The organism is Burkholderia sp. IT-111MI5 (genome assembly GCF_949752865.1).
In the GTDB taxonomy this organism is placed as follows: Bacteria; Pseudomonadota; Gammaproteobacteria; order Burkholderiales; family Burkholderiaceae; genus Burkholderia; species Burkholderia pyrrocinia_C.
In genome coordinates this window covers 180,169-203,976 of sequence record NZ_CATKIF010000003.1, presented here as the reverse complement: position 1 = coordinate 203,976, position 23,808 = coordinate 180,169, and the positions used below count along the sequence as shown (strand labels likewise).

The following is a 23,808-nucleotide window of genomic DNA, read 5'->3' as shown; positions in this document are numbered from 1 at the left end:
GCGATGAACCGGGCCGTCGTGTCGTCCCGCATCGATGTGGCGCGCGCGCGCGTGTCGCCGTCTCCCGCGCGTCGCGTATGGCAGCGCTTCCGGCAGCAGCGCCTCGGCTACTGGAGCTTCGTGATCTTCGTCGTCGCGTTCGCCGCGAGCCTTGCGGCGCCGCTGTGGTCGAACGACAAGCCGCTCGTCGTGCGCTACGACGGCCAATACTATTTCCCGCTGTTCCATGCGTACCCGGAGACGACCTTCGGCGGCGATTTCCCGGCGCCGGCCGACTATCTCGATCCGTATGTGCGCAAGCGGCTCGAGGCGCCCGGCAACTTCGTCGTCTACCCGCCGAACCGCTATTACTACGACACGCTGAACTACTTCTCGAACGTGCCGAACCCGGCGCCGCCGTCGCGCCAGAACTGGCTCGGCACCGACGCGCAGGGGCGCGACCTGCTCGCGCGGCTCGTGTACGGGTTCCGCGTGTCGGTCGAGTTCGGGCTGATCCTGACCGTGATCGGCACGCTGCTCGGGATCGCCGCCGGCGCCGTGCAGGGCTTCTTCGGCGGACGCATCGACATCGTCGGGCAGCGGCTGATCGAGATCTGGAGTTCGCTGCCCGAGCTGTACCTGCTGATCATTTTCGCGTCGATCTTCGAGCCGAGCTTCCTGCTGCTGATCGTGCTGCTGTCGCTGTTCGGCTGGATCGGGCTGGCCGACTACGTGCGCGCGGAATTCCTGCGCAACCGCACGCAGGACTACGTGCGCGCGGCGCGCGCGATGGGGCTCACGAACTGGCAGATCATCTGGCGCCACGTGCTGCCGAACAGTCTCACGCCGGTGATCACGTTCCTGCCGTTCCGGATGAGCGGGGCGATCCTCGCGCTGACGAGCCTCGATTTCCTCGGGCTCGGCGTGCCGCCGCCGACGCCGAGCCTCGGCGAGCTGCTCGCGCAGGGCAAGGGCAACCTCGACGCATGGTGGATCTCGCTGTCGACGTTCGGCGTGCTGGTCGCGACGCTGCTGCTGCTGACCTTCATGGGCGACGCGCTGCGCAATGCGCTCGACACGCGGATCGCCGATTCGATACGCGCGGCGGGAGGCCAGCGATGAGCGAAACGGTCGTATCGAAGCACGACGAGCCGTTGCTGTCGCTCGAACGTCTGCATGTGCGCTTCGGCGACACGGTCGCGGTGGACGACGTGACGCTCGCGATCGGCCGCGGCGAGCGCGTCGCGCTGGTCGGCGAGTCGGGGTCGGGCAAGAGCGTGACCGCGCTGTCGATCCTGCGGCTGCTGAGCGACGCCGACGTGAGCGGCGCGATCCGCTTCGCGGGGCAGGATCTTGCGGCCAAGAGCGAGCGCGAGATGCGCGGGCTGCGCGGCTCGGACATCGCGATGATCTTCCAGGAGCCGATGACGGCGCTCAACCCGCTGTATACGATCGGCGTGCAGATCGGCGAGACGATCGTGCTGCACGACGGCGTATCGGCCGTCGAGGCGCGCAAGCGCGCGATCGCGCTGCTCGCGCGCACGGGCATCGCGGAACCCGACAAGCGTGTCGACAGCTACCCCCACCAGTTGTCGGGCGGCCAGCGGCAGCGCGCGATGATCGCAATGGCGCTCGCGTGCCGGCCGCGGTTGTTGCTCGCCGACGAGCCGACCACCGCGCTCGATGTGACGATCCGCGCGCAGATCGTCGACCTGCTGCTGGAACTGCAGCGCGAGGAAGCGGAAAAGCGCGGGATGGCGATCCTGCTGATCACGCACGACCTGAATCTGGTGCGGCACTTCGCCGACCGCGTCGCGGTAATGGAGCAGGGCCGGCTCGTCGAGAGCGGGCCGGTCGAGCGGATCTTCGCGGAACCCGAGCATCCGTATACGCAGCGGCTGCTGAACAGCCGGCCGCAACGCACGGTCGCGCCGGTGATGCCGATCGCGCCCGTCGTGCTCGACGCGCGCCATGTGAGCGTGCAGTTCGCACGCAAGCGGCCGGGTTTCGCGGGCTGGTTCGGCACGGTGCCCGTGACGGCCGTCGCGGACGTGTCGGTGTCGGTGCGACAGGGCGAAACGCTCGGCATCGTCGGCGAATCGGGGTCCGGGAAATCGACGCTCGCGATGGCGCTGCTCGGGCTGCAGAAGACGGCCGGCGGCGAGATCGAATTCCAGGGGCGCGCGCTGTCGACCTATCGCGGCCGCGAACAGACCGCGCTGCGCTCGAACATGCAGGTCGTCTTTCAGGATCCGTTCAGTTCGCTTTCGCCGCGTCACACGATCGAACGGATCGTCGGCGAGGGGCTCGAGCTGCATCGCCCGGAAATGACGCCCGATGCGCGCCGCGCGAAGTCGCTCGCGGTGCTGCGCGAAGTCGGCCTCGACCGCACGGTATTGCACCGCTATCCGCACGAATTCTCGGGCGGGCAGCGCCAGCGGATCGCGATCGCGCGCGCGCTGGTGCTGGAGCCGCGCATCCTGATCCTCGACGAGCCGACTTCCGCGCTCGACGTGTCGATCCAGCAGCAGGTGCTGAAACTGCTCGCGAATTTGCAACAGAAATACAACCTCGGCTATGTATTCATCAGCCACGATCTGGAGGTGATCGGCGCGATGGCGCACCGCGTCGCGGTGATGCAGGACGGCGCCGTCGTCGAGTCGGGAGACGTGGCCGACATCTTCACCAGACCGTCACATCCTTACACACAAAAGCTGTTGAAAGCGGTCTGGAAAGCGTGATAAGCGTCCAATGGTCTGATCATCTCGATTGTATTTTTTAATTTGTTTTGACAAACGATTACGCGCTGGCTAGTATCGACCGAAATTTTCCGCCAATCAGCTGATTTTTAAGCATATTCCATCGACCAATGCAGCATCGATCCCTGACCCAGGCATGCGCGCGCACCATCGCCGGGCTGTTCATCGGCGCCCTGTTCGCAGCAGCTCCCGGCGCGTTCGCCGACGAAGTCAGCAGTTTTAACCAGAATGTCACGAATTCGACTCAAATCGGGTCGGGTTCCTCCGTCCAGCAGACCAGTGCCCAGCCGTCGGGCGGCGGCGCGAAGTCGTTCCTCGCCGGCATGGCGGGCAAGGCAGGCGACGTCGTCGTCGGCGCGCTGAACATGATCGGCGTGCGTTATCGCTGGGGCGGCAACTCGCCGGATTCGGGCCTCGACTGCAGCGGCTTCGTCCGCTACGTGTTCCAGGACACGCTCGGCATGTCGCTGCCGCGTCGCGCGGAAGAGATGAGCCGGGTCGGCGAGAAGGTGAGCATGAGTAACCTCAAGCCGGGCGACCTCGTGTTCTTCAACACGATGCGCCGCACGTTCTCGCACGTCGGCATCTATATCGGCGACAACAAGTTCGTGCATTCGCCGTCGACGGGCAGCACCGTTCGCGTCGACGATCTCGATAGCGGCTACTGGGAAAAGCGTTTCACCGGCGCGCGCCGGCTCGAGTCGGAGTTCCCGATGAAGGCCGAGGATCTGCGCCAGCGCGTGCGCGCGACGATCGGCGACGATTCGGCGAGCGGCAACAACTGACGTTCGCCGGTCAGCCGGACCGGATCGAAAAAACCCTGTCACCGAAAGGCGGCAGGGTTTTTTGTTTTGGGGCCGGCGCAGGCAGCGACGCGGAAGTCGTTCCGCAGGTCGCGGGGCGGCGGCGCGCGCCGTCCCGTCCCGTCCCGCGACCGGCGTGCTTCTTACGCGGCGGCTACGCCGCGCGCCGCCGCGAGCTTGCGCTGCAGTTCCGGCATGATGCGCGCGACCGCTTCCTCGCCTGCGAGAATCGCCGCGTTGCGCTGGTTGAAGTCGCTGCCGCCCATGGCCGCAAGGTTCGGGCGGATCACGACGTCCGCGTATTTGTCGAGCTCGTAGGTCTTGATCGTCTGGCCCATGATCGTGAAGGTCTGCAGCAGCATCTCGATCGGGTTGCTGGTCGCCGCGCCGTCCGGCCGGGACGAGATGTCGACCGCGATCACGAAGCTCGCGCCCATCTTGCGCGCGTACGACGCGGGCACCGGGCTCACGAGGCCGCCGTCGACGTATTCGCGGTTGCCGATCTTCACCGGTTCGAACACCGACGGCACGCTGCACGACGCACGCACCGCGAGCCCCGTGTTGCCTTGCTGGAACAGGATCGGCTGGCCGCTCTGCAGATCCGTCGCGACGATGCCGAGCGGCTTCGCCATCTTCTCGATCGGCCGGTTGTTGAGCGACTTGTTCAGGAAGTTCTGCAGTGCGACACCCTGCAGGAGGCCGCGCGAGCGGAACGGCAGCGCCCAGTCGCTGATCGCGGCCTGGTCCATGTCGAGCGCGATCTTGTTGATCTGCAGCGCGCTCATGCCCGACGCATAGAGTGCGCCGACCACCGAGCCCGCGCTCGTGCCCGCGACGATCTCGATCGGGATGCCGCGCGCCTCGAGCGCCTTCAGCACGCCGATGTGCGAGAAGCCGCGCGCGGCGCCGCCGCCGAGCGCGATGCCGATCTTCACGGGCTTCTCGTTCGGCTGCGCGGGGTTGGAGGCGTTGTCGGGACGGGATTTGCCGCCGAACGACGTACACGCGGCGAGGCTGGCGGACGCGCACGCGATCGTGAAATGGCGGCGCGACAGGCGAGGGGACGACATCGAATGGTTCTCCGGCGGCTTGGCGGCGGGTTACACGGCCCGCGGCGGCGATAGGTTCCGAGCGGCCGCGCGGCAGGTTCCGTGCGACCGGCGCCGCGCCGGTTGGCGGCCGCGGCGCGCACATCATAAAGCAAGCGGTGCGCTTGGCGCGATGTCAGGCGCGAGTATAATTCCGGCTTCTTTCCCGTTCCGGGCGTCGCCGGCCCCGTTGCTGTCCGGGCTGCCGCCGTCGATCCCGCGTCGAATCATTCATGCGCCCCAGGCGTTCGAGTTACCGTTTATGACCCGTCCTGTCCGTACCCGCTTCGCGCCGAGTCCCACCGGCTTCATCCACCTCGGCAACATCCGCTCCGCACTCTATCCGTGGGCGTTCGCCCGCAAGATGAAGGGCACGTTCGTGCTGCGCATCGAGGATACCGACGTCGAGCGCTCGTCGCAGGAAGCGGTCGATGCGATCCTCGAAGGGATGCAGTGGCTCGGCCTGGATTTCGATGAAGGCCCGATCTACCAGATGCAGCGGATGGACCGCTATCGCGAGGTGCTCGCGCAGATGCTCGAGAAGGGCCTCGCGTACCCGTGCTACATGTCGGCCGAGGAACTCGACGCGCTGCGCGAACGCCAGCGCGAGGCCGGCCTGAAGCCGCGCTACGACGGCACGTGGCGTCCGGAGCCCGGCAAGGTGCTGCCCGAGCCGCCGGCCGGCGTGAAGCCCGTGCTGCGCTTCCGCAATCCGTTGACCGGCACGGTCGTGTGGGACGACGCCGTGAAGGGGCGCGTCGAGATCTCGAACGAGGAACTCGACGACCTCGTGATCGCGCGCCCGGACGGCACGCCGATCTACAACTTCTGCGTGGTGGTGGACGACATGGACATGGGCATCACGCACGTGATCCGTGGCGACGACCACGTGAACAACACGCCGCGCCAGATCAACATCCTGAATGCGCTCGGCGGCGAGGCGCCCGTCTATGCGCACCTGCCGACCGTGCTGAACGAGCAGGGCGAGAAGATGAGCAAGCGGCATGGCGCGATGAGCGTGATGGCGTATCGCGATGCGGGCTTCCTGCCTGAAGCGGTCGTCAACTATCTCGCGCGCCTCGGCTGGTCGCACGGCGACGCGGAGATCTTCTCGCGCGAGCAGTTCGTCGAATGGTTCGATCTCGAGCATCTCGGCAAGTCGCCCGCGCAGTACGACCACAGCAAGCTGAGCTGGCTGAACGCGCATTACATCAAGGAAGCCGACAACGCGCGCCTCGCCGCGCTCGCGAAGCCGTTCCTCGACGCGCTCGGCATCGACGACGCGGCGCTCGCGACGGGCCCGGCGCTCGACGCCGTGGTCGGCCTGATGAAGGATCGCGCGACGACGGTCAAGGAGATCGCGGAAGGCGCCGCGATGTTCTACCGCGTGCCGGCACCGGAAGCCGACGCGCTCGCGCAGCACGTGACCGATGCGGTGCGGCCGGCACTGGCCGATCTCGTCGTCGCGCTGAAGGCGGCCGACTGGACGAAGGAAGCGGTGTCCGCTGCGCTGAAGGCGACGCTCGGCACGCACAAGCTGAAGATGCCGCAACTCGCGATGCCGGTGCGCCTGCTGGTGGCCGGTACGACGCACACGCCGTCGATCGATGCGGTGCTGGTGCTGTTCGGTCGCGACGTCGTGGTGTCGCGCATCGAGGCCGCGCTGGCCTGAGGTTCGTGCGTGAGCGAAGCTGTCTGCGCGTGAGATCGCGGCAGCTTCGCAAAAAAATTCGCTCGAATCGCAAAAAGGGTATTTACAAGTTCAAAGTCGGTCCATATAATCTCATTTCTGTTCTGCAAGGGGGTATAGCTCAGCTGGGAGAGCGCTTGCATGGCATGCAAGAGGTCAGCGGTTCGATCCCGCTTACCTCCACCAACAGAACAAATTGGATTGATTTGCGAAGCAGTAGTTGTAGTAATAAATGCTTCACAGAATGATCTAAAGCAGTTAGAATTCCGGCCTTCGCTGTTGATGAGAAGTGAATAGCGAAAGTCAGACAGATCTGAAAAGATTTTGTCCCCTTCGTCTAGAGGCCTAGGACATCACCCTTTCACGGTGAGTACAGGGGTTCGAATCCCCTAGGGGACGCCAGATTCAGCGGCGTTTCGTAGAAGTGTCGCGAGGCTTGCAGGAACGTAACCGACGTCCTGCGGGTTGGGTAAGAAAGCTGGAGCGGTAGTTCAGTCGGTTAGAATACCGGCCTGTCACGCCGGGGGTCGCGGGTTCGAGTCCCGTCCGCTCCGCCAGAACGAAGCCCGTTCAAGACGTTTTTGAGCGGGCTTTTGTATTAAGGATGTAAGCAGTACGTTGTCCCCTTCGTCTAGAGGCCTAGGACATCACCCTTTCACGGTGAGTACAGGGGTTCGAATCCCCTAGGGGACGCCAGATTCAGCGGCGTTTCGTAGAAGTGCCGCAACGCTTGCAGGAACATGAACGATGTCCTGCAAGTGGGGTGAAGAAAGCTGGAGCGGTAGTTCAGTTGGTTAGAATACCGGCCTGTCACGCCGGGGGTCGCGGGTTCGAGCCCCGTCCGCTCCGCCAGAACGAAGCCCGTTCAAAGAACGTTTTTGAACGGGCTTTTGCATTAAGGATGTAAGCAGTACGTTGTCCCCTTCGTCTAGAGGCCTAGGACATCACCCTTTCACGGTGAGTACAGGGGTTCGAATCCCCTAGGGGACGCCAGATTTCGGCGTCGTTCGAACAAACGACGCGCCGGCAGGAAGCAACCGACGCCTGCCAGGCAAGCAGCAAGACTGGAGCGGTAGTTCAGTCGGTTAGAATACCGGCCTGTCACGCCGGGGGTCGCGGGTTCGAGTCCCGTCCGCTCCGCCAAACAAACGAAAGTGCCCGCCTTGTGCGGGCATTTTCGTTTGTGCGTCCAGTGTTGCGCCCGTTCTCGGGCGCGTGGCTGCGGGGCGGAGGAAGCCGCCTGCGCGGCTTTCGGCGGGACTCGAAGGGCTGCGCTTGCAAATCAGGCGCCGCGCCGCTACGAGAAATTCGCGATTGCATCCGCACGCGACTGCGCTATCGTGGCGGGATGCGTTCTTGACCCCTGCGCGATGCTCGATCCAACCGACCTGCGACTCCTGTATCAGCTCCGGCCAGCGGAGCCCGGCGATTTCCCGTTTGCCGAAGCGCTGACGCACGGCAACATGGGCGGCTACTACAAGCGCCATGGGCTCGTGTGGCGCAGCGACCTGTTCTATGCGAGCTGGCGCGAATCCGAGAACTTCATCCTCGAGGCCGACGGCGAGCGCATCGGCGTGCTGCGCGTGACCGAGGAAGGCGATTCGCTGCATATCCGCGACGTCCAGATCGCGGCCGGCCATCGCGGGCAGGGCGCCGGCACCTACATGCTCGACATGGCGCACCGCTGGGCACGTGCGCGCGGGCTGCACGAATTGCAGTTGCGCGTGTTCGTCGACAATCCCGCCGCGCGTCTCTACCTGCGCATGGGCTATCGGGTAGCCGGCCCGCGGCTCGCGCAACTCGGCTCGATCCGCCACATGGTGCGGCCGGTCTGAAGATCTGACGATCCGGAGCGCAGCGCTCAGCGGACGGCGTCGATCGCGTCGTCGTCCGGCGATTCGTCGTCCGCAATGCGGCCTTCCGCGCCGCGGTGCTCGTAGCCGCGCAGCATGAACGCGCGCGGGCTTTCGCCGAATGCACGGCGGAACATCGCCGAGAACGCGCTCTGGCTCTGGTAGCCGAGTTCGCGCGCGATATGCGACAGCGGGCGCCCCTGATTCAGCAGCGGGATCGCCCGCGCCAGCAGCGCCTGCTGGCGCCACTGCGAAAAGCTCACGCCCAGTTCCTGCTTGAAGAGCCGCGAAATCGTGCGCGTGCTCGCGCCGACCTCGCTCGCCCAGTGTTCGAGCGATTCCGCATGCGCCGGTTGCGCGAGTACCGATTCGCACAGCATGCGCAGCCGTTTCTCATCAGGCATCGGCACCGCAAGCGGCAACGGCTCGGCATGGCTCAGCTCGTCGAGCACGAGCCCGCACAGCAGGCGCTCGCGCGCGGTGCTCAGCTCGCGCGCATCGAGTGCGACGATCAGTTCGCGCAGCAATCCCGTCACTTCCACGACGCGGCACGCGTCGAGCCCGTCCGGCACGATCGATTCGTCGATATACAGCGTGCGCAAATACGCTTCCTCGACGATCACGACTTCATGCGTCACACGCGGCGGCACCCAGATCGCGCGGGACGGCGGCACCATCCACGTCGTGCCGGTCGTCGCGACGCGCAGCACGCCGCGCGATGCGTACGCGAGCTGCGCCCACGCATGCGTGTGCAGCGGGATGCGGTGGCCGGCGTCGACCTGCCGCGCGCGCACGCGCATCGGATGGACGGCGGTCGGCGCGAATTCGGGCGGGATGTCGATGACGTCGTATGGGTTCGATGCGTCGGCTTGGACGGGAGGATTCATGGACGGTTCGGGCGGCGCGGCGGCGATGCCGTTATTTTAGAAGGCGCCGCGCGAGCGCATGCGGCGGTTTTTGGGGCGATCATGCCCTGGTCAAATGAACTTTGTATGGGAGCGGGCGAAGTCGGCGCGACTGCCCGGGGCCCCGCGCGCTTGCCGGTCAGAACCATCGGGCCGATCCGGTGGTCTATCGATGGGTGCGCAATTTCGCACGAATCGCGCGCGAACACGGCAACATACGAATCGAAGAGGAGAACCACGATGCGCTACGTATTCGTCTACGGCACCCTGAGAGCCGGAGAGACCAACGACATCGGCCATGCGGCCGCACGACACGGGATCGCCGCGCCGACGCTGCTTGGCGCGGCCGCGCTGCCGGGCGAGCTGTACGATTTCGGTACGTATCCGGGGATGGTCGCCGGGCCGGCCGGCAAGTCGCTGGTCTGGGGCGACGTCTACGAGGTCGATGAACGGCTCGTTCCCGTGCTCGACGAGATCGAGCGCGTTTATCCGGGCGTCGACACGCTGTTCAAGCCGGAAGAGGTGACCGTCGAGCTCGGCGGCCGGCAGTACGCATGCCTGTATTACCCGGTCGCCGCGCATGCGGCAGCCGGGCGTCCGCGCATCGCGTCGGGAGACTGGGTCCAGCACCGGCGCGAGCGAGAGGTCGCCTGAGCGTCCGCGCGGCAGTCGGTTTCGCCGCAAAAGGAAAGCGCCCCGCGGGGCGCTTTTTTCGTGCGGTCGTCGCGTGCGACCGGCGACGGCACGTGGCCGGCCGACGGTCGCGGCGGGCCGCTTCGTCAGATTTCCTCGTACAGCGGCAGCGTCAGGAATTCGGTGAAGCCTTCCGACGTCGACATCTGCTCGAAGATCGCCGCGGCGCGCTCGTACGGCTGCGTGTTGCCGCCGACCGAACGCTTCACGTTGTCGAGTTCGACCTTTGCGTATTCGCGCACGAGGTCGGCCGTGACCTTGCGGCCGTCGTCGAGCACGCCCTTCGGCGAGCGGATCCACTGCCACACCTGCGAACGGGAAATCTCGGCGGTGGCCGCATCTTCCATCAGGTTGTGGATCGGCACGCAGCCGTTGCCGTCGAGCCACGCGCCGAGGTAGTGGATGCCGACGTTGATGTTGTTGCGCAGGCCGGCTTCGGTGATCGGCGCTTCAGGCTGGAAGTCGAGCAGGTTCTTGCCTTCGATTTGCACGTCGTCGCGCTGCTTCGCGATCTGGTTCGGCTTGTCGCCGAGCACCTTGACGAACTCTTCCATCGCGATCGGCACGAGGCCCGGGTGCGCAACCCAGCCGCCGTCGTAGCCGTCGGTCGCGTCGCGCTGCTTGTCCGAGCGCACGCCGCCCATCGCCTTGTCGTTCGCTTCCGGATCGTTCTTGATCGGGATCAGCGCGCTCATCCCGCCGATCGCCGGCGCGTTGCGCTTGTGGCAGGTCTTCAGCAGCAGCAGCGCGTACGCGCGCATGAACGGCACCGTCATCGTGATCTTCGAACGGTCGGCGAGGCAGAAATTGCGGTCGTTCTTGAACTTCTTGATCGCCGAGAAGATGTAGTCCCAGCGGCCGGCGTTCAGGCCCGAGCTGTGCTCGCGCAGTTCGTACAGGATCTCGTCCATCTCGAACGCGGCGAGGATCGTCTCGATCAGCACGGTCGCGCGGATCGTGCCGCGCGGGATGCCGACCTGTTCCTGCGCGGCGACGAAGATGTCGTTCCACAGGCGCGCCTCGAGATGGCTTTCCATCTTCGGCAGGTAGAAGTACGGGCCCGAGCCGCGCGCGATCAGCTCCTTCGCGTTGTGGAACAGGAACAGCGCGAAATCGAAGATGCCGCCGGACACGCGCTGGCCGTCGACCGTCACGTGTTTCTCGTCGAGATGCCAGCCGCGCGGACGCACGATCAGCGTCGCGACCTTGTCGTTGAGCTGGTACGACTTGCCGTTCTGCTCGAGCGAGATGGTGCGGCGGATCGCGTCCTTCAGGTTGATCTGGCCGTCGATCTGGTTCGTCCAGCTCGGCGCGTTCGAATCTTCGAAGTCCGTCATGTACGAATCGGCGCCCGAGTTCAGCGCGTTGATGATCATCTTGCGCTCGACGGGGCCCGTGATCTCGACGCGGCGGCATTGCAGGTCGGCCGGCAGCGGCGCGACCTTCCAGTCGCCCTCGCGGATCGCCCTGGTATCGGCCAGGAAGTCCGGGCGCTCGCCCGCGTCGAGGCGTTTCGTGCGCTCGGCGCGCGCCTGCAGCAGCGCCTGGCGGCGCGGTTCGAACGCGCGGTGCAGCGCTGCGACGAGTGCGAGCGCGTCGGGCGTCAGGATCGCTTCGTAACCCGGCTTGATTTCGCCGGTGATCGTCATGCCTTGCGGCAGCGTGATCGGGGTGCTCATGAGTCTCATCTCCTTGGTCGGTCAGTTGCGGTTTCGGTGAAAGGGGAAGGCGGCAGCTGCGAGCGTCATGCACCCGGGCCGGGGCGCGTGCGGTTTGCGTGTCTGCCGGATGGAGCCGGGGTGGCGAGGAATGCGAGCAGGTCGGCCATGCCGGTGCCCGTGCCGTCGGGCGGTGCGCCGAGTTCCTCGGCGGGCGCGCCCGTGCGGTTGAGCCAGAACGTCGTGTAGCCGAACCACGCGGCACCGGCGACGTCCCATGCGTTCGACGACACGAACACGATGCCGCGCGGGTTCGGCCCGAGCGCGGCGGTGCCGAGCGCGTAGACGGCCGGACTCGGCTTGTACGCGCGCACGGTGTCGGCCGACAGCACGCGATCGAACAGCCCGGACATGCCGGCGCTCTTGATCGCGATGTCGAGCATCTGCGGGTTGCCGTTCGACAGGATCGCGAGCGGCGGGCGCGGCTCGAGCGCGCGCAGCTTGCGCAGCGCGGGCACCGTATCGGGATAGGTGGACAGGCACGCGTATTCGTCCATCAGCCGCTTCTCGGCCGCGCTGTTCAGCGCGAGGCCGAGCGCGCGCGCGGCGAACCGCAGCGCATCGAGCGTGATGTCCCGGAACGGGCGATAGCGGGCGCCGGCCGGATCGGCGAGCGTGCGCAGCTGCGAGTATTCGATTTGCTTGCGTCGCCACAGCTGCGACAACCGTTCCCCGTGACCGGGAAACATCTGCTCTGCCGCGGCCACGACCGCATGCACGTCGAACAACGTGCCGAATGCGTCGAAGAGGATTGCGTCGGGAGAGGAGAGTGTCGTTGTGGCCGACATAGCCTTGCGCTCCAGTTTCAGAGGTCGGGTCGATTCTATTCGTGATCGCAGGTGCTAAAAAAGACGCTAATCATCACTTGATCTTTTACTTTCATATACATAATCTTGAGCGGCTTAAGCTATTTGAAGGGCGGCGGTGCCGTCCCCGCGAGTCATGGACCGGTTCAAACAGATCGAAACGTTCGCCGCGGTCGCGGCGAAGGGCAGCTTGTCGGCGGCTGCGCACGCGGAAGGCGTCGCGCCGGCGATCATCGGCCGCCGCCTCGACGCGCTCGAGGAGCGGCTCGGCGTCAAGCTGCTGGTGCGCACGACGCGCAAGCTTACGCTGACGTTCGAGGGGTCGGCATTCCTCGAGGATTGCCAGCGGATCATCAACGACATGCAGAACGCGGAGGCGAGTGTGTCCGCCGGCGGCGTCAAGGCGAGCGGCCACCTGCGCATTTCCGCGCCGGCCGGCTTCGGTCGGCGGCACGTCGCGCCGCTCGTGCCCGAGTTCAGCAGCGGGCATCCGGACGTGTCGGTCACGCTCGACCTGTCCGACCGGATGGTCGACCTCGTCAACGAAGGGTTCGATTGCGCGGTGCGGCTCGGCGAACTGCCGGACTCGTCGCTGGTGTCGCTGAAGCTCGGCGAGAATCGCCGCGTGTGCGTTGCGTCGCCCGCGTATCTCACGCGGCGCGGCACGCCCGCCACGCTCGCGGAACTGGCGCGGCACAACTGCCTCGCGCTCGCGGCGAACGCGAACCAGCAGCGCGGCTGGGCGTTCCAGGAGGACGACAAGGTCGTGTCGATTCGCGTGAACGGCACGATGGAATGCTCGGACGGCGCGGTGCTGCACGAGTGGTGTCTCGCCGGACACGGCCTGGCATGGCGCTCGTGGTGGGAGGTCGGCGACGACATCGCGGCCGGCCGGCTCGTCAGCGTGCTCGACGCGTTCGCCGCGCCGCCGATCGGCATCCACGCGGTGTTTCCGCAGCGCCGCCACCTGCCGCTGCGCGTGCGCCTGTTTCTCGATTACCTGAAGCACACGTACGAGCGGCCCGGTTATTGGGGCGAGTAGGCCGCGTATGCCCGCGCGTTTCCGATATGAGGGCGAACCCGCTGCCGGTGCCGGTTGCGCGGTTTCGCACACTACAATCGTAGGAGGCACGCGCGACGCATCGCGGTCGGCCCGAACGGGATCGCGGCGCGCGGAGTGCGATTGACGAAGGAGGGCGCGATGTTCCGGCACATCCTCGTTCCAACCGACGGTTCCGAACTGTCGCAAAAGGCGATTGACGGCGCGATCGACCTGGCGCGCGCGGTCGGCGCGCGCGTGACGGCCTACGCGTGCCTGCCGCAGTATCCATACTCGCCGTTTTCCGAAGTGATCATCGAGCCGCCCGCCGATTTCCGGGCGCGCAGCGAGCGCGAGGCGCGCGCGCACCTCGACGAGGTCGAATCGGCCGCGAAGGTGGCCGGCGTCGTCTGCGACACGTGGACCAGCGTGCATCCGTCGCCGTATCTCGGCATCATCGAGGCGGCCGAACGCGGCGGCTGCGACGTGATCTTCATGGCGTCCCACGGACGCCGCGGGCTCGGCAGCCTGCTGATCGGCAGCGAGACGCAGCGTGTGCTGACCCATACGAAAATTCCGGTGATTGTCTATCGGTAGCGCGGTGCCGGTTGTGGCCGCGCGGGCGGCAGCAGGACCGGCACCGTAGAAAAAGGGCGCGCCGGACCAAGCCGGCGCGCGTCGTTGCTGGCGGCCCGCGGGCCGCGCGGCCGGTCGCGCGATCTGCATCGCGCGCCTGCCGTCTCCTCCCTGATTTTTGTTCTGTTGCCGATGCCGCGCCGCTTGCGCGCGTTACGCGACCTTCTTGCCGTCGAAGAACTGTTCGTCTTCGGTCGAGCCGTGCAGCGCGGTCGTCGATGCTTCGCGTTCGACCGTCTGCGTCACCGCGTCGAAGTAGCCGGTGCCGACTTCACGCTGGTGCTTGACGGCCGTGAAACCCTTGTCGGCTGCCGCGAACTCGGCCTGCTGCAGTTCGACGAACGCGCTCATCTGCGTGCGGGCATAGCCGTGCGCGAGGTTGAACATCGAGTAGTTCAGCGCATGGAAGCCGGCCAGCGTGATGAACTGGAACTTGTAGCCCATCGCGCCGAGTTCCTTCTGGAATTTCGCGATCGTCGCGTCGTCGAGGTTCTTCTTCCAGTTGAACGACGGCGAGCAGTTGTACGACAGCAGCTTGCCCGGGAACTGCTTGTGGATCGCTTCCGCGAACTTCTTCGCGTACTCGAGATCCGGCTTGCCGGTTTCGCACCAGATCAGGTCGGCATGCGGCGCGTACGCGAGGCCGCGCGAGATCGCCTGCTCGAGGCCCGGCTTCGTGCGGAAGAAACCTTCCACCGTGCGCTCGCCCGTCAGGAACGGCTTGTCGTTGTCGTCGACGTCGGACGTGATCAGGTCGGCCGCTTCCGCGTCGGTACGTGCGACCAGCACGGTCGGCGTGCCCATCACGTCGGCCGCGAGACGCGCAGCCGACAGCTTCGCGACGGCTTCGCGCGTCGGCACGAGCACCTTGCCGCCCATGTGGCCGCACTTCTTCACCGAAGCGAGCTGGTCTTCGAAGTGAACGCCCGATGCGCCTGCCTCGATCATCGCCTTCATCAGTTCGAACGCGTTCAGCACGCCGCCGAAACCGGCTTCCGCGTCGGCCACGATCGGCGCGAAGAAGTCGACATAACCTTCGTCGCCCGGGTTCTTGCCTTCCGACCACTGGATCTGGTCGGCGCGCGTCAGCGTGTTGTTGATGCGCTTCACGACGAGCGGCACCGAGTTCGCCGGGTACAGCGACTGGTCCGGGTACATTTCGCCCGCGACGTTCGCGTCGCCGGCCACTTGCCAGCCGGACAGGTAGATGGCCTTCAGGCCGGCCTTCACCTGCTGCATCGCCTGGTTGCCGGTCAGCGCGCCGAGTGCGTTGACGAACGGTTCGTTGTTGATGAGGCCCCACAGCTTTTCCGCGCCGCGCCTGGCCAGCGTGTGCTCGATCGGGATCGAGCCGCGCAGGCGGACCACGTCCTCGGCCGAGTAGCCGCGCTTGATGCCTTTCCAGCGCGGATCGGTTTCCCATTGCTTTTGCAGTTCCTGTGCCTGTTGCTGACGCGACATGATGAGCTCCTTGATGCGGTGTGTTGCCTAATGGGTCGAATCTGACGGTGCGGATGCTGTTCTCGAAGCGGGAAGCGGCGCGTTCCGTTTCGTGAAGTCTTGTATAAGAGTCTAGGCAAATCGACGGGAGCGAAACAGCGGCTGTATCAGAAAGTGCGTAAATTTTTAGTTGTTTTAAATCAATTATTTGAATTCTTGATTTCGGGATAAGAAATGCTTTTTCCCATCCCGCAATCGTCTGGGTTGTGCCACGCAGCATGATTTTTTACGACACAAAAAAATTTTTCGTATCGTGAAATGTGCGGCGGGACGAAAAAAAACCGGCGCAGATGCGCCGGTCGGCTGGATTGGCGGGGCGGCCATCGGTGGGGCGGCCGCCCGTGCGTGCTTACGACGCGGAATTGCCGCGGCGCGGGCCGCTGCTGCGCTGGCCGTCGCGACGCGGGCCGCCGTCGCGGCTGCCGCCCGGCTTGCCGCTCCAGCCGCCGCCATTGCCGCCGCCGTAGCTGCGGCCGTTGCCGCCATGACCGCCGCCCGGCTTGCCGCCGAAACGTCGGCCGCCGCCGTTACCGCCGCCCGGACGGCCGCGGCCGCCGTTGCCGCCGCGCGGGGGCGCCGACTTGCGCGGCTCGAAACCTTCGATCACGTTGACCGGCAGCGGCGAGCGCACGAAGCGCTCGATGCGCTTGAGCGCGCCCTGTTCGGCGTGGTGCACGAGGCTCACCGCGATACCCGAGCGGCCCGCACGGCCCGTACGGCCGATACGGTGCACGTAGTCTTCCGCGAACTTCGGCAGGTCGTAGTTGAACACGTGCGTGATGCCCGGGATGTCGATGCCGCGTGCCGCGACGTCGGTCGCGACCAGCACGCGCACGCGGCGCTCGCGCAGCGCACGGATCGTGCGGTTACGCGCGCCCTGCGGCAGGTCGCCGTGCAGCGCGGCCGATTCGAAGCCTGCGTCGGCGAGACGGCCGGCGAGCTGGTCGGCGTCGATCTTGGTCGCCGTGAAGATGATCGCCTGGTCGAGCGCGTCGTCGCGCAGCAGGTGATCGAGCAGGCGATCCTTGTGGTCGCGGTCGTCGACGTAGTGCACGGTCTGCGCGATGTTCGCGCGCGACTCGAGGCGCTGCTGGATCTCGATGCGCTCGGGATCCTTCAGCAGGCGGCTCGTCAGCGAACCGATCTTGCCGTCGAGCGTGGCCGAGAACAGCATCGTCTGGCGCGACGCGGGCGTCGCGGCGACGATCGTTTCGATATCGTCGATGAAGCCCATGTCGAGCATGCGGTCGGCTTCGTCGAGCACGAGCATCTTCAGTTCGGACAGGTCGATGCGGCCGCGCTCGAGGTGGTCGAGCAGGCGGCCCGGCGTGGCGACCAGGATTTCGGGGTTCTTCGCGAGCAGCATCAGCTGCTGGCCGTAGGCGACGCCGCCGAGGATGCTGACCGTGCGCAGGCGCTTCAGGTGCTTGCCGTAGGTCGATGCGGCCGTGGTGACCTGCATCGCGAGTTCGCGGGTCGGCGTCAGCACGAGCAGGCCCGGGCGCGCGACGGGTTGCGGGCGGCGCACGCGGCGGTCGCCCTGGTTCGGTTCGCGCGGCGCGCGCGGTTGCTGCGCCAGCGTCTTCTGGAGCTGCGCGAAGCGTTCGATCGCGGGCAGCATGAATGCGGCCGTCTTGCCCGAACCGGTCGGGCTCGACACCAGCAGGTCGCGGCCGGCGATGCCGGCCGGAATCGCGCGCTGCTGGACCGGCGTCGGCTTCACATAGCCGGCGGCCTGCAGCGCGGAGACGATCTCCGGCGACAACCCGAGCGACGCGAAGCTCGGCTCGTCCGACGCCGGTTCGACCGCGGCCGGTACGGCGGCGTCGTCGAGACCGAGCGCCTGGTCGGCGATCGCGTTGAGCGGGCTGGAGTTGATGCTCGAAGTCATAACAATCCTTGAAACACAGTGGGTGAAACGTCGGCGCCAATCGCGCATACCCAAGTCGTCGGATTCAGCGAGCAAATCGGGAAACGGGTGCAATCCGCCGAACAGTCGGCGGATGAGGCATTAGAAGCTGTTTTGGGTGCGGCGCGCTTCAGGAGCGGGGCCGCCAGCCTGATAAGTGACGACCGCGAGGGTCGAAGCAGGAGGGGACAGGTTCTAAACCGGATTGGAGCTTAACGCTACGAGGCGTCGGGCCGGAACGGCAAGCGAGCCGAGCGCGGGGGTGACGCAGGCCGCATTATAAAGAGATTTGCTGCGCTGCGCCACTGATTTGATTGCCTATTGCGAACGGCGTGGTTCGGTCAGGAAGCCGTGCCGTTTTTCAGCGATTCGACGAGTTCGATGTACTGCTGCTTCGCGGCATCCTGCGACGTGCCCTTCAACGCATCCCATGCGTCGTACTTGTATTTGCCGACGATGTCGGTGAAGCCGGGCTTGTCTCCGTGCGCATCGCCGTCGGTTGCCTGCTTGAAGAGCGCGTACAGGCGCAGCAGGGTCAGGTTGCCCGGGCGTTCCGTCAGTTGCTTGACGTCGATCTGGGCCTGATCGAATTGGGCGGTGAGTTCGCTCATCGGGTGTCTCCGTAAGGGTTTCAGGTCGGGCGATCTTAACAAGCGGACCGCCGCGCGGGGTCGAGCGATCCTTCCAAACCGCCGTCGGCGCCGAACGCGCGCACAGATCGGGCCCGATCGCCCGTGGGAGCGGGGTGCCGCATTACAATGTCGGCCATGACGCAAACAGTGCTCCTCGCCATCGATACGTCGACCGAATACTGCTCGGTCGCGCTGCTGCGCTCGGCCCATGCCGATGACGCCGTTTCCACCCCGCAAACCTGGGTCCGCCACGAACAGACGGGCGCCGTGTCGAGCACGCGCGTGCTGCCGGCGATCCAGGAGCTTTTCGCCGAATCCGGGCTGACGCTCGCCGACTGCGACGCGATCGCGTTCGGCGCCGGCCCCGGCTCGTTCACCGGCCTGCGTACCGCGACCGGCATTACCCAGGGACTCGCGTTCGGGAGCGGGCTGCCGGTCGTGCCGATCGGCACGCTGCTCGCGTGCGCGGAGCACGCGCGGCTGCGCGCGCCCGGCACGACCCGCGTGCTTGCCGCGCTGGACGCGCGGATGGACGAAGCCTACTGGGCGGACTTCGCGTGGGACGACAGCGCCGGCGACTGGCGCACGCTGCATCCGGCGTCGCTCGATGTGCCGGGCGCCGTCGGCGTGCCCGACGCGCCGTTCACGCTCGCGGGCAATGCGGCTGCCGCGTTCGGCGCGCAGTTGCCGGCCGCGGCGCGCGCGGCCGTGATCGACGGCGAAGCATTGCCGCATGCGCTGGCGGTCGCGCATGCCGCGCTGCGCGCGTTCCGCGCCGGGCGCACGGTGGCGGCCGATCAGGCCGCGCCCGAATACGTGCGCGACAAGGTCGCGCAGACGACTGCCGAGCGGATCGCGGCACGGGCCGCGCAGACGGGCGGAGCGAAGGGATGACGGGTGTATTGCTGAGCGACCGCTATCTGGCGCCGATGACGGACGCGGATCTCGACGAGGTCGTTGCGATCGAGCAGGTCGCGTACGAATTCCCGTGGAGCCGCGGCAACTTCGAGGATTCGTTGCGCAACGGCTATCTGGGCGTGTGCCTGCGGCACGTGACGGGTTCGCTGATCGGCTATTGCGTGCTGATGCCCGTGATCGACGAGATGCACCTGCTGAACCTGTGCGTCGCGCCGGCCGCGCAGCGCGCGGGCGCGGGCCTCGCACTGCTGCGCGAGGCCGTGCGCATTTCGCGCGCGGAGCGGCTCGACGGCGTGCTGCTCGAGGTGCGGCCGTCCAATCCGCGCGCGATTCATCTGTACGAGCGTTTCGGCTTCGTGACGATCGGCCGGCGCAAGAACTACTATCCGGCGAAGCATCGCAGCCGGGAGGACGCGATCGTGATGCGTCTGACGCTGAACAAGGACGAGGGGGACGCGCATGGCGTGGGCTGAAGCGGTGCTCGAGGAAATGGGCCTCGCGCAGATCTGGGTGCGGCGCGGGCAGCGCGCGGACGAAGGCGCGGCAGCCGACGCGGCCCCCGTCGCGCAAACCGGGGCGGCGGACGACGTTTCCGTCGTTGCGGCCGATCGGCCGGCGCGCGCGGTGCGTGCCCCGGTGCAAGACGATGCGCCGCCGGCGGTCGTGCGAGCCGCCGAGGCCTCGCCGGCTCGCGAGCCGGGCATACCGGCATCGGGCATACCGGCATCGGGCATACCGGCATCGGGCATGCCGACATCGGGTGTACCGACATCGGGCGTACCGGCATCGGGCGTACCGGCATCGGGCGTACCGGCATCGGGCATACCGGCTCCGGATGCACCGGCGCGTCGTGTCGTCGATGGCGATCGCATGCTCGCGCCGGCGGCTTCAGCCGATGCAATGCCGCCGATGGATGACGCGCCGCCTGTCGGAGAAGACGATTTCGCGTGGTTCGACGCGGCACCGCCGGGCGAGCCCATGCCGGCAGCCGAACCGCGTCCCGCCGGAACGCCGGTCGCGATGCTCGACTGGGATGCGCTGGCCGCGCGCGTGCGCGACTGCACCCACTGCCGGCTGTGCGAGAAGCGGACCAACACCGTGTTCGGCGTCGGCGACCGTGAAGCGGACTGGATGCTGATTGGCGAAGCGCCTGGCGAGAACGAGGACAAGCAGGGCGAGCCGTTCGTCGGCCAGGCCGGCAAGCTGCTCGACAACATGCTGCAGTCGCTGGCGCTCAAGCGCGGCGACAACGTGTATATCGCGAACGTGATCAAGTGCCGGCCGCCCGGCAACCGAAATCCGGAACCGGACGAAGTTGCAAGCTGCGAGCCTTATCTGCAGCGCCAGGTCGCGCTCGTGAAGCCGAAACTGATCGTCGCGCTCGGGCGCTTCGCCGCGCAGACGTTGCTGAAGACGGACGCCAGCATCGCGTCGCTGCGCGGCCGCGTGCATGCGTACGAAGGCGTGCCGGTGATCGTCACCTACCACCCGGCGTACCTGTTGCGCAGCTTGCAGGACAAGTCGAAGGCGTGGACCGACCTGTGCCTCGCGCGCGACACGTTCCGTCGCGCAGACGGTAGCGACGCGAACGGGCCGGCCGGGCAATGACGACCGGCGCGGCGTTCGCATTCGTCGATACGCTGCGCGACGCCGCGGTTCGCGATCTGGGCTGGCTGCTCGCGAGCCCGAGCCTGCTGACCGCGGCACCCGGCGCGCCGCTCGCGCATCCGTGGCCGGATGCGGCCGGACAGTCGGCCGTCGAAGCATGGCTCGCCGCGCTCGATGCGGCGCCCGAGCCGCTGCACCTCGCGCTCGCCGGGTTGCGGCCCACCCGGCTCGGCCGCTACGCCGAATGCCTGCTCGAGTATTTCCTCACGCACGGGCCGTCGCTGCGGCTCGTCGCGGCCAATCTCCCGCTGCGCAGCAACGGCCTGACGCTCGGCGAAGTCGATTTTCTCGTCGACGCGCCGGGCGGGCAGCGCCTGCACTGGGAGCTCGCGGTGAAGTGCTATCTGTGCGCGCCGGTGCGCGCCGGCGCGTCGCTCGCCGACTTCGTCGGGCCCAATCTCGTCGACCGGTTCGACCGCAAGCGCAGCCGGCTGCTCGACCACCAGTTGCGGCTCGGCGATCGCGCCGGGTTTGCGCTGCTCGGCTACGGCGCGCCGTCCGACGCGCAGATGTTCATCAGGGGCTGGCTGTTCTATCCGCACGGCGCACCGTTGCCGCCGGTGTCCGCCGAAATCTCGCCGGATCACCCGCGCGGTTTCTGGCTGACGCATGCGCAGTGGCCGGCGTGGGCGGCCGCGCAGCGTGCAGGCGTTGCGTGGAGCGTGTTGCCGCGGCTTGCTTGGCTCGCGCCGCGGCGTGTTGCCGCCGACGCCGGCTTCGAACCCGAACCGCTCGCGGCCGCACTCGAGCTGCCGCCCGTGCTGGCGACGCGTCAGGCCCCCGACTTGATCGGCATTTATGAGCAGGGCGGCGATCGCACGTGGCGCGAGACGGCGCGCGGCTTCGTCGTGCCGGACGACTGGCCGGCGCGTGCGCAGGCGTTCGCGGCGCAGGACGACTGACGCCGCGTCAGGCGACGCTTACCACCAGCGATGGAAGTGATGAACCGGGCCGACGCCGTGGCCGACGTCGAGGCGGCCGCTCGCGGCGATTGCGCCGGTCAGGTAGGCCTTCGCTTCGCGCACCGCGCTTTCGAGGTCGGGCTGCTGCGGCAGCTGCGCGGCGATCGCCGACGACAGCGTGCAGCCCGTGCCGTGCGTGTTGCTGACCGGCACGCGCGGGCCGTCGAGCCGCACGGTGTGCGCCGCATCGACGAGCCAGTCGGGGCTCGCGGCCGCGTCGGGCAGGTGGCCGCCTTTCATCAGCACGGCGCGCGCGCCCGTCTGCAGCAACGCCTGGCCTTGTCGGACCATGTCGTCTTCGGTGGTAGCGGGAGCGTCGCCGAGCAGCGCGGCCGCTTCGGGCAGGTTCGGCGTGACGACGGTCGCCAGCGGCAGCAGCGCGTCGCGCAGCGCATCGACCGCGTCGGGTGCGAGCAGCGCGTGCGAACTCTTCGAGATCATCACCGTGTCGAGCACGACGAAGCGCGGCGCGTAACGGCGCAGCGCGTCGGCCACCGCGTGCACGATCGCCGCGTTCGCGAGCATCCCGATCTTGACCGCGTCGATGCGGATGTCGCTGAACACCGCGTCGAGCTGCGCGGTCACGAACGCGGCGTCCGGCGCGTGCACGCCCGTCACGCCGCGCGTGTTCTGCGCGGTCAGCGCGGTGATCACGCTGGCGCCGTACGCACCGAGCGCGGAAAACGTCTTCAGGTCGGCCTGGATGCCTGCGCCGCCGCCCGAATCGGAGCCGGCGATCGTCAGGATGTTGGGTATCGGGTGCGTCATGATGGCAACGCGCCGGTTCGAAGACCGGCGCCGGCGGACGGAAACGGAAAGTGTAGCGTCAGTGCCGCGCTTCGCCGATCAGCGCGACCGAGTCGAACTGACGCTGGTTCGCCTGGTGGCGGCGCATCACGAGCCACATCGTCAGGCAGACGAACGTGCCGAACAGCACGATCACGACACCGACCGGCACGTCGAGCCACACGAGCACCGCATACAGGCACAGCATCACGAGCACCGACAGGTTCTCGTTGAAGTTCTGCACCGCGATCGAATGGCCGGCCGACAGCAGCACGTGGCCGCGGTGCTGCAGCAGCGCGTTCATCGGCACGACGAAGTAGCCCGACAGCGCGCCGACGCACATCAGGAAGATGTACGCGACGATCAGGTAGACCGGCATGCGCAGGTGGCCGAAGTGCACGGCCCAGTTCGACGGGAACAGGTCGCGCGTGTAGAACGCCATCAGCATCACCGCGATGCCCATGATGATGCCGACGGGCAGCACGGTCAGCGACTTCTTCAGCGGGATCCGGGCGGCGGCGGCGATCGCGCCGGCCGCGACGCCGACCGCGACCACGGCCTGCAGGATCGCGCCTTCCGACAGCGACATGCCGAGCGACACCTCGGCCCATTTCAGCACGATGAACTGCAGCGTCGCGCCCGCGCCCCAGAACAGCGTCGTGACCGCCAGCGAGATCTGGCCGAGCTTGTCGCGCCACAGCACCATGAAGCAGTCGGCGAAATCCGTGAGGAGCTTGACCGGGCCGCGTTCCTGCTTCGGATAGCGGGCGCCCGTATCGGGAATGCGCAGGTTGAACAGCGCGGCGATCACGTAGATCGCCATGATGATGGCCATCGCCGCTTCGGCGGGCGTGCCGATCCAGCGGGGCGTGTGCGCGATCACGTGCGATGCGATGTGCGGACTGATCAGCGCGCCGCCGAGCACGGTGCCGAGGATGATCGAGCTGACGGTCGTGCCTTCGATCCAGCCGTTCGCGGCGACCAGCCGATCGGCCGGCAGCAGCTCGGTGAGAATCCCGTATTTGGCGGGCGAGTAGGCCGCCGCGCCAAATCCGACGATCCCGTACGCGATCAGCGGGTGGGCGCCGAACAGCATGATCATGCAGCCGACCACCTTGATCGAGTTGGTGATGAACATCACGCGCCCCTTGGGGCGCGAATCCGCGAAAGCACCGACATACGCCGCCAACACCACATAGGACAACACGAAGAACAGCTTCAGCAGCGGTGTCATCCAGTTGGGGGCGTGGAGGTCTTTCAGCAGGGCGATGGCGGCGATGAGAAGCGCATTGTCGGCCAGCGACGAGAAAAACTGCGCGGCCATGATGGTGTAAAAACCTTTTTTCATCTGATGCGATGCTTTCGTCGCTGCGGCAGGGCCGCGTAGGCCGCCTGATATGCGATCGGCTTATTCCGTTCGAAATGGGTTGTGCGCACGGCTTTATAACATGAAAATACGCCAAT

At 66.9% G+C, this 23,808-nt stretch carries 21 protein-coding genes and 7 tRNA genes; 19 read left to right on the top strand and 9 right to left on the bottom strand.

Annotation, left to right across the window (positions count from 1 at the left end):
• Window positions 1-3 precede the first annotated feature (3 nt).
• The 3 genes from ACM6JT_RS02955 (at window position 4) to ACM6JT_RS02945 (ending at window position 3,523) form a co-directional block, all read left to right on the top strand.
• Window positions 4-1,101 (top strand): ABC transporter permease, encoded by a 1,098-nt coding sequence (locus ACM6JT_RS02955; protein WP_175749911.1) that lies wholly within the window; start codon window positions 4-6, stop codon window positions 1,099-1,101.
• Entirely contained in the window at window positions 1,098-2,720 is a 1,623-nt protein-coding gene (locus tag ACM6JT_RS02950; RefSeq protein WP_105390440.1) for an ABC transporter ATP-binding protein, read from the top strand. Before ACM6JT_RS02955 ends, ACM6JT_RS02950 begins: the two co-directional genes overlap by 4 nt.
• Before the next feature lie 128 nt (window positions 2,721-2,848).
• A complete protein-coding gene (locus ACM6JT_RS02945) occupies window positions 2,849-3,523 on the top strand; it encodes a C40 family peptidase (protein WP_034184711.1) in 675 nt (224 codons plus the stop codon).
• A gap of 161 nt (window positions 3,524-3,684) precedes the next feature.
• Here ACM6JT_RS02945 and ACM6JT_RS02940 read toward each other — a convergent pair whose 3' ends face one another.
• Window positions 3,685-4,611: a patatin-like phospholipase family protein gene (locus ACM6JT_RS02940; protein WP_034184712.1), complete on the bottom strand. Its 927-nt coding sequence runs from the start codon at window positions 4,609-4,611 to the stop codon at window positions 3,685-3,687.
• A gap of 280 nt (window positions 4,612-4,891) precedes the next feature.
• Here ACM6JT_RS02940 and gltX point away from each other — a divergent pair, with 280 nt between their 5' ends.
• The 9 genes from gltX to ACM6JT_RS02895 all read left to right on the top strand — a co-directional run bounded on the left by gltX (window position 4,892) and on the right by ACM6JT_RS02895 (window position 8,154).
• Entirely contained in the window at window positions 4,892-6,301 is a 1,410-nt protein-coding gene (gene gltX, locus ACM6JT_RS02935; RefSeq protein WP_034184713.1) for a glutamate--tRNA ligase, read from the top strand.
• Between the two features lie 128 nt (window positions 6,302-6,429).
• Window positions 6,430-6,505 (top strand) — tRNA-Ala (locus ACM6JT_RS02930).
• 140 nt (window positions 6,506-6,645) lie between these two features.
• A tRNA-Glu gene (locus ACM6JT_RS02925) sits at window positions 6,646-6,721 on the top strand.
• A 78-nt stretch (window positions 6,722-6,799) separates the two neighbouring features.
• A tRNA-Asp gene (locus tag ACM6JT_RS02920) sits at window positions 6,800-6,876 on the top strand.
• Window positions 6,877-6,939: 63 nt separating this feature from the next.
• Window positions 6,940-7,015 (top strand) — tRNA-Glu (locus ACM6JT_RS02915).
• 79 nt (window positions 7,016-7,094) lie between these two features.
• Window positions 7,095-7,171: transfer RNA gene (locus tag ACM6JT_RS02910), tRNA-Asp, on the top strand.
• Between the two features lie 65 nt (window positions 7,172-7,236).
• Window positions 7,237-7,312, top strand: a tRNA-Glu gene (locus ACM6JT_RS02905).
• Between the two features lie 73 nt (window positions 7,313-7,385).
• Window positions 7,386-7,462: transfer RNA gene (locus ACM6JT_RS02900), tRNA-Asp, on the top strand.
• A gap of 227 nt (window positions 7,463-7,689) precedes the next feature.
• Entirely contained in the window at window positions 7,690-8,154 is a 465-nt protein-coding gene (locus tag ACM6JT_RS02895; protein ID WP_034184714.1) for a GNAT family N-acetyltransferase, read from the top strand.
• 26 nt (window positions 8,155-8,180) lie between these two features.
• Here ACM6JT_RS02895 and ACM6JT_RS02890 read toward each other — a convergent pair whose 3' ends face one another.
• A complete protein-coding gene (locus tag ACM6JT_RS02890) occupies window positions 8,181-9,059 on the bottom strand; it encodes an AraC family transcriptional regulator (protein WP_034184715.1) in 879 nt (292 codons plus the stop codon).
• A gap of 258 nt (window positions 9,060-9,317) precedes the next feature.
• Between ACM6JT_RS02890 and ACM6JT_RS02885 the strand changes: the two genes are divergently transcribed.
• Window positions 9,318-9,731 carry a gamma-glutamylcyclotransferase family protein gene (locus ACM6JT_RS02885; protein WP_414855951.1) on the top strand — a complete coding sequence of 138 codons (414 nt, stop codon included), beginning with the start codon at window positions 9,318-9,320 and terminating at the stop codon, window positions 9,729-9,731.
• A 125-nt stretch (window positions 9,732-9,856) separates the two neighbouring features.
• Here ACM6JT_RS02885 and aceB read toward each other — a convergent pair whose 3' ends face one another.
• Complete coding sequence (gene aceB / locus ACM6JT_RS02880) at window positions 9,857-11,449, bottom strand: malate synthase A (protein ID WP_414855950.1); 1,593 nt, start codon at window positions 11,447-11,449, stop codon at window positions 9,857-9,859.
• 65 nt (window positions 11,450-11,514) lie between these two features.
• On the bottom strand, window positions 11,515-12,276 hold the full coding sequence (locus ACM6JT_RS02875) for a haloacid dehalogenase type II (RefSeq protein ID WP_414855949.1): 762 nt from the start codon (window positions 12,274-12,276) through the stop codon (window positions 11,515-11,517).
• 154 nt (window positions 12,277-12,430) lie between these two features.
• Between ACM6JT_RS02875 and ACM6JT_RS02870 the strand changes: the two genes are divergently transcribed.
• On the top strand, window positions 12,431-13,336 hold the full coding sequence (locus ACM6JT_RS02870; protein WP_131947369.1) for a LysR family transcriptional regulator: 906 nt from the start codon (window positions 12,431-12,433) through the stop codon (window positions 13,334-13,336).
• A 159-nt stretch (window positions 13,337-13,495) separates the two neighbouring features.
• On the top strand, window positions 13,496-13,930 hold the full coding sequence (locus ACM6JT_RS02865) for a universal stress protein (RefSeq protein WP_034184755.1): 435 nt from the start codon (window positions 13,496-13,498) through the stop codon (window positions 13,928-13,930).
• Window positions 13,931-14,122: 192 nt separating this feature from the next.
• Here the strand turns inward: ACM6JT_RS02865 and aceA are convergent, their stop codons facing one another.
• The 3 genes from aceA to ACM6JT_RS02850 all read right to left on the bottom strand — a co-directional run bounded on the left by aceA (window position 14,123) and on the right by ACM6JT_RS02850 (window position 17,989).
• Window positions 14,123-15,430 (bottom strand): isocitrate lyase, encoded by a 1,308-nt coding sequence (aceA, locus tag ACM6JT_RS02860; RefSeq protein ID WP_034184719.1) that lies wholly within the window; start codon window positions 15,428-15,430, stop codon window positions 14,123-14,125.
• 388 nt (window positions 15,431-15,818) lie between these two features.
• Window positions 15,819-17,360, bottom strand: a complete 1,542-nt coding sequence (locus tag ACM6JT_RS02855) for a DEAD/DEAH box helicase (RefSeq protein WP_105390448.1) — start codon at window positions 17,358-17,360, stop codon at window positions 15,819-15,821.
• Window positions 17,361-17,719: 359 nt separating this feature from the next.
• Window positions 17,720-17,989, bottom strand: coding sequence for an acyl-CoA-binding protein (locus tag ACM6JT_RS02850; RefSeq protein WP_011352486.1), 270 nt, complete (start codon window positions 17,987-17,989; stop codon window positions 17,720-17,722).
• 147 nt (window positions 17,990-18,136) lie between these two features.
• On the opposite strand from ACM6JT_RS02850, the gene tsaB reads away from it, so the two are divergent.
• From tsaB to ACM6JT_RS02830, 4 genes are read left to right on the top strand one after another with little or no spacing between them, the layout of a single operon-like run.
• On the top strand, window positions 18,137-18,904 hold the full coding sequence (gene tsaB / locus ACM6JT_RS02845; RefSeq protein WP_414855948.1) for a tRNA (adenosine(37)-N6)-threonylcarbamoyltransferase complex dimerization subunit type 1 TsaB: 768 nt from the start codon (window positions 18,137-18,139) through the stop codon (window positions 18,902-18,904).
• Window positions 18,901-19,401, top strand: a complete 501-nt coding sequence (rimI, locus tag ACM6JT_RS02840) for a ribosomal protein S18-alanine N-acetyltransferase (protein WP_034184722.1) — start codon at window positions 18,901-18,903, stop codon at window positions 19,399-19,401. Before tsaB ends, rimI begins: the two co-directional genes overlap by 4 nt.
• Window positions 19,388-20,536: a uracil-DNA glycosylase family protein gene (locus ACM6JT_RS02835; protein WP_414855947.1), complete on the top strand. Its 1,149-nt coding sequence runs from the start codon at window positions 19,388-19,390 to the stop codon at window positions 20,534-20,536. Before rimI ends, ACM6JT_RS02835 begins: the two co-directional genes overlap by 14 nt.
• Window positions 20,533-21,498: a DUF1853 family protein gene (locus ACM6JT_RS02830; RefSeq protein WP_414855946.1), complete on the top strand. Its 966-nt coding sequence runs from the start codon at window positions 20,533-20,535 to the stop codon at window positions 21,496-21,498. The genes ACM6JT_RS02835 and ACM6JT_RS02830 overlap by 4 nt, the downstream gene beginning before the upstream one ends.
• An 18-nt stretch (window positions 21,499-21,516) precedes the next feature.
• On the opposite strand, the gene thiD is transcribed toward ACM6JT_RS02830, so the two are convergent.
• A complete protein-coding gene (gene thiD, locus ACM6JT_RS02825; RefSeq protein WP_414855945.1) occupies window positions 21,517-22,326 on the bottom strand; it encodes a bifunctional hydroxymethylpyrimidine kinase/phosphomethylpyrimidine kinase in 810 nt (269 codons plus the stop codon).
• A gap of 58 nt (window positions 22,327-22,384) precedes the next feature.
• The gene (lplT, locus tag ACM6JT_RS02820; RefSeq protein ID WP_034184726.1) at window positions 22,385-23,692 is read right to left on the bottom strand and encodes a lysophospholipid transporter LplT; all 1,308 of its coding nucleotides are present in this window, start codon (window positions 23,690-23,692) and stop codon (window positions 22,385-22,387) included.
• Between the last annotated feature and the right edge of the window lie 116 nt (window positions 23,693-23,808).

What these genes read in the sequence shown, in the direction of transcription:
- ACM6JT_RS02955 (WP_175749911.1), top strand. Translation starts at nt 4, where the DNA reads ATGAACCGGGCCGTCGTGTCGTCCCGCATCGATGTGGCGCGCGCGCGC.
- ACM6JT_RS02835 (WP_414855947.1), top strand. Translation starts at nt 19,388, where the DNA reads ATGGCGTGGGCTGAAGCGGTGCTCGAGGAAATGGGCCTCGCGCAGATC.
- ACM6JT_RS02875 (WP_414855949.1), bottom strand. Translation starts at nt 12,276, where the DNA reads ATGTCGGCCACAACGACACTCTCCTCTCCCGACGCAATCCTCTTCGAC.
- ACM6JT_RS02945 (WP_034184711.1), top strand. Translation starts at nt 2,849, where the DNA reads ATGCAGCATCGATCCCTGACCCAGGCATGCGCGCGCACCATCGCCGGG.
- thiD (WP_414855945.1), bottom strand. Translation starts at nt 22,326, where the DNA reads ATGACGCACCCGATACCCAACATCCTGACGATCGCCGGCTCCGATTCG.
- ACM6JT_RS02895 (WP_034184714.1), top strand. Translation starts at nt 7,690, where the DNA reads ATGCTCGATCCAACCGACCTGCGACTCCTGTATCAGCTCCGGCCAGCG.
- ACM6JT_RS02870 (WP_131947369.1), top strand. Translation starts at nt 12,431, where the DNA reads ATGGACCGGTTCAAACAGATCGAAACGTTCGCCGCGGTCGCGGCGAAG.
- ACM6JT_RS02885 (WP_414855951.1), top strand. Translation starts at nt 9,318, where the DNA reads ATGCGCTACGTATTCGTCTACGGCACCCTGAGAGCCGGAGAGACCAAC.
- lplT (WP_034184726.1), bottom strand. Translation starts at nt 23,692, where the DNA reads ATGAAAAAAGGTTTTTACACCATCATGGCCGCGCAGTTTTTCTCGTCG.
- ACM6JT_RS02855 (WP_105390448.1), bottom strand. Translation starts at nt 17,360, where the DNA reads ATGACTTCGAGCATCAACTCCAGCCCGCTCAACGCGATCGCCGACCAG.
- aceA (WP_034184719.1), bottom strand. Translation starts at nt 15,430, where the DNA reads ATGTCGCGTCAGCAACAGGCACAGGAACTGCAAAAGCAATGGGAAACC.
- ACM6JT_RS02850 (WP_011352486.1), bottom strand. Translation starts at nt 17,989, where the DNA reads ATGAGCGAACTCACCGCCCAATTCGATCAGGCCCAGATCGACGTCAAG.
- tsaB (WP_414855948.1), top strand. Translation starts at nt 18,137, where the DNA reads ATGTCGGCCATGACGCAAACAGTGCTCCTCGCCATCGATACGTCGACC.
- ACM6JT_RS02950 (WP_105390440.1), top strand. Translation starts at nt 1,098, where the DNA reads ATGAGCGAAACGGTCGTATCGAAGCACGACGAGCCGTTGCTGTCGCTC.
- aceB (WP_414855950.1), bottom strand. Translation starts at nt 11,449, where the DNA reads ATGAGCACCCCGATCACGCTGCCGCAAGGCATGACGATCACCGGCGAA.
- ACM6JT_RS02865 (WP_034184755.1), top strand. Translation starts at nt 13,496, where the DNA reads ATGTTCCGGCACATCCTCGTTCCAACCGACGGTTCCGAACTGTCGCAA.
- ACM6JT_RS02940 (WP_034184712.1), bottom strand. Translation starts at nt 4,611, where the DNA reads ATGTCGTCCCCTCGCCTGTCGCGCCGCCATTTCACGATCGCGTGCGCG.
- ACM6JT_RS02830 (WP_414855946.1), top strand. Translation starts at nt 20,533, where the DNA reads ATGACGACCGGCGCGGCGTTCGCATTCGTCGATACGCTGCGCGACGCC.
- gltX (WP_034184713.1), top strand. Translation starts at nt 4,892, where the DNA reads ATGACCCGTCCTGTCCGTACCCGCTTCGCGCCGAGTCCCACCGGCTTC.
- rimI (WP_034184722.1), top strand. Translation starts at nt 18,901, where the DNA reads ATGACGGGTGTATTGCTGAGCGACCGCTATCTGGCGCCGATGACGGAC.
- ACM6JT_RS02890 (WP_034184715.1), bottom strand. Translation starts at nt 9,059, where the DNA reads ATGAATCCTCCCGTCCAAGCCGACGCATCGAACCCATACGACGTCATC.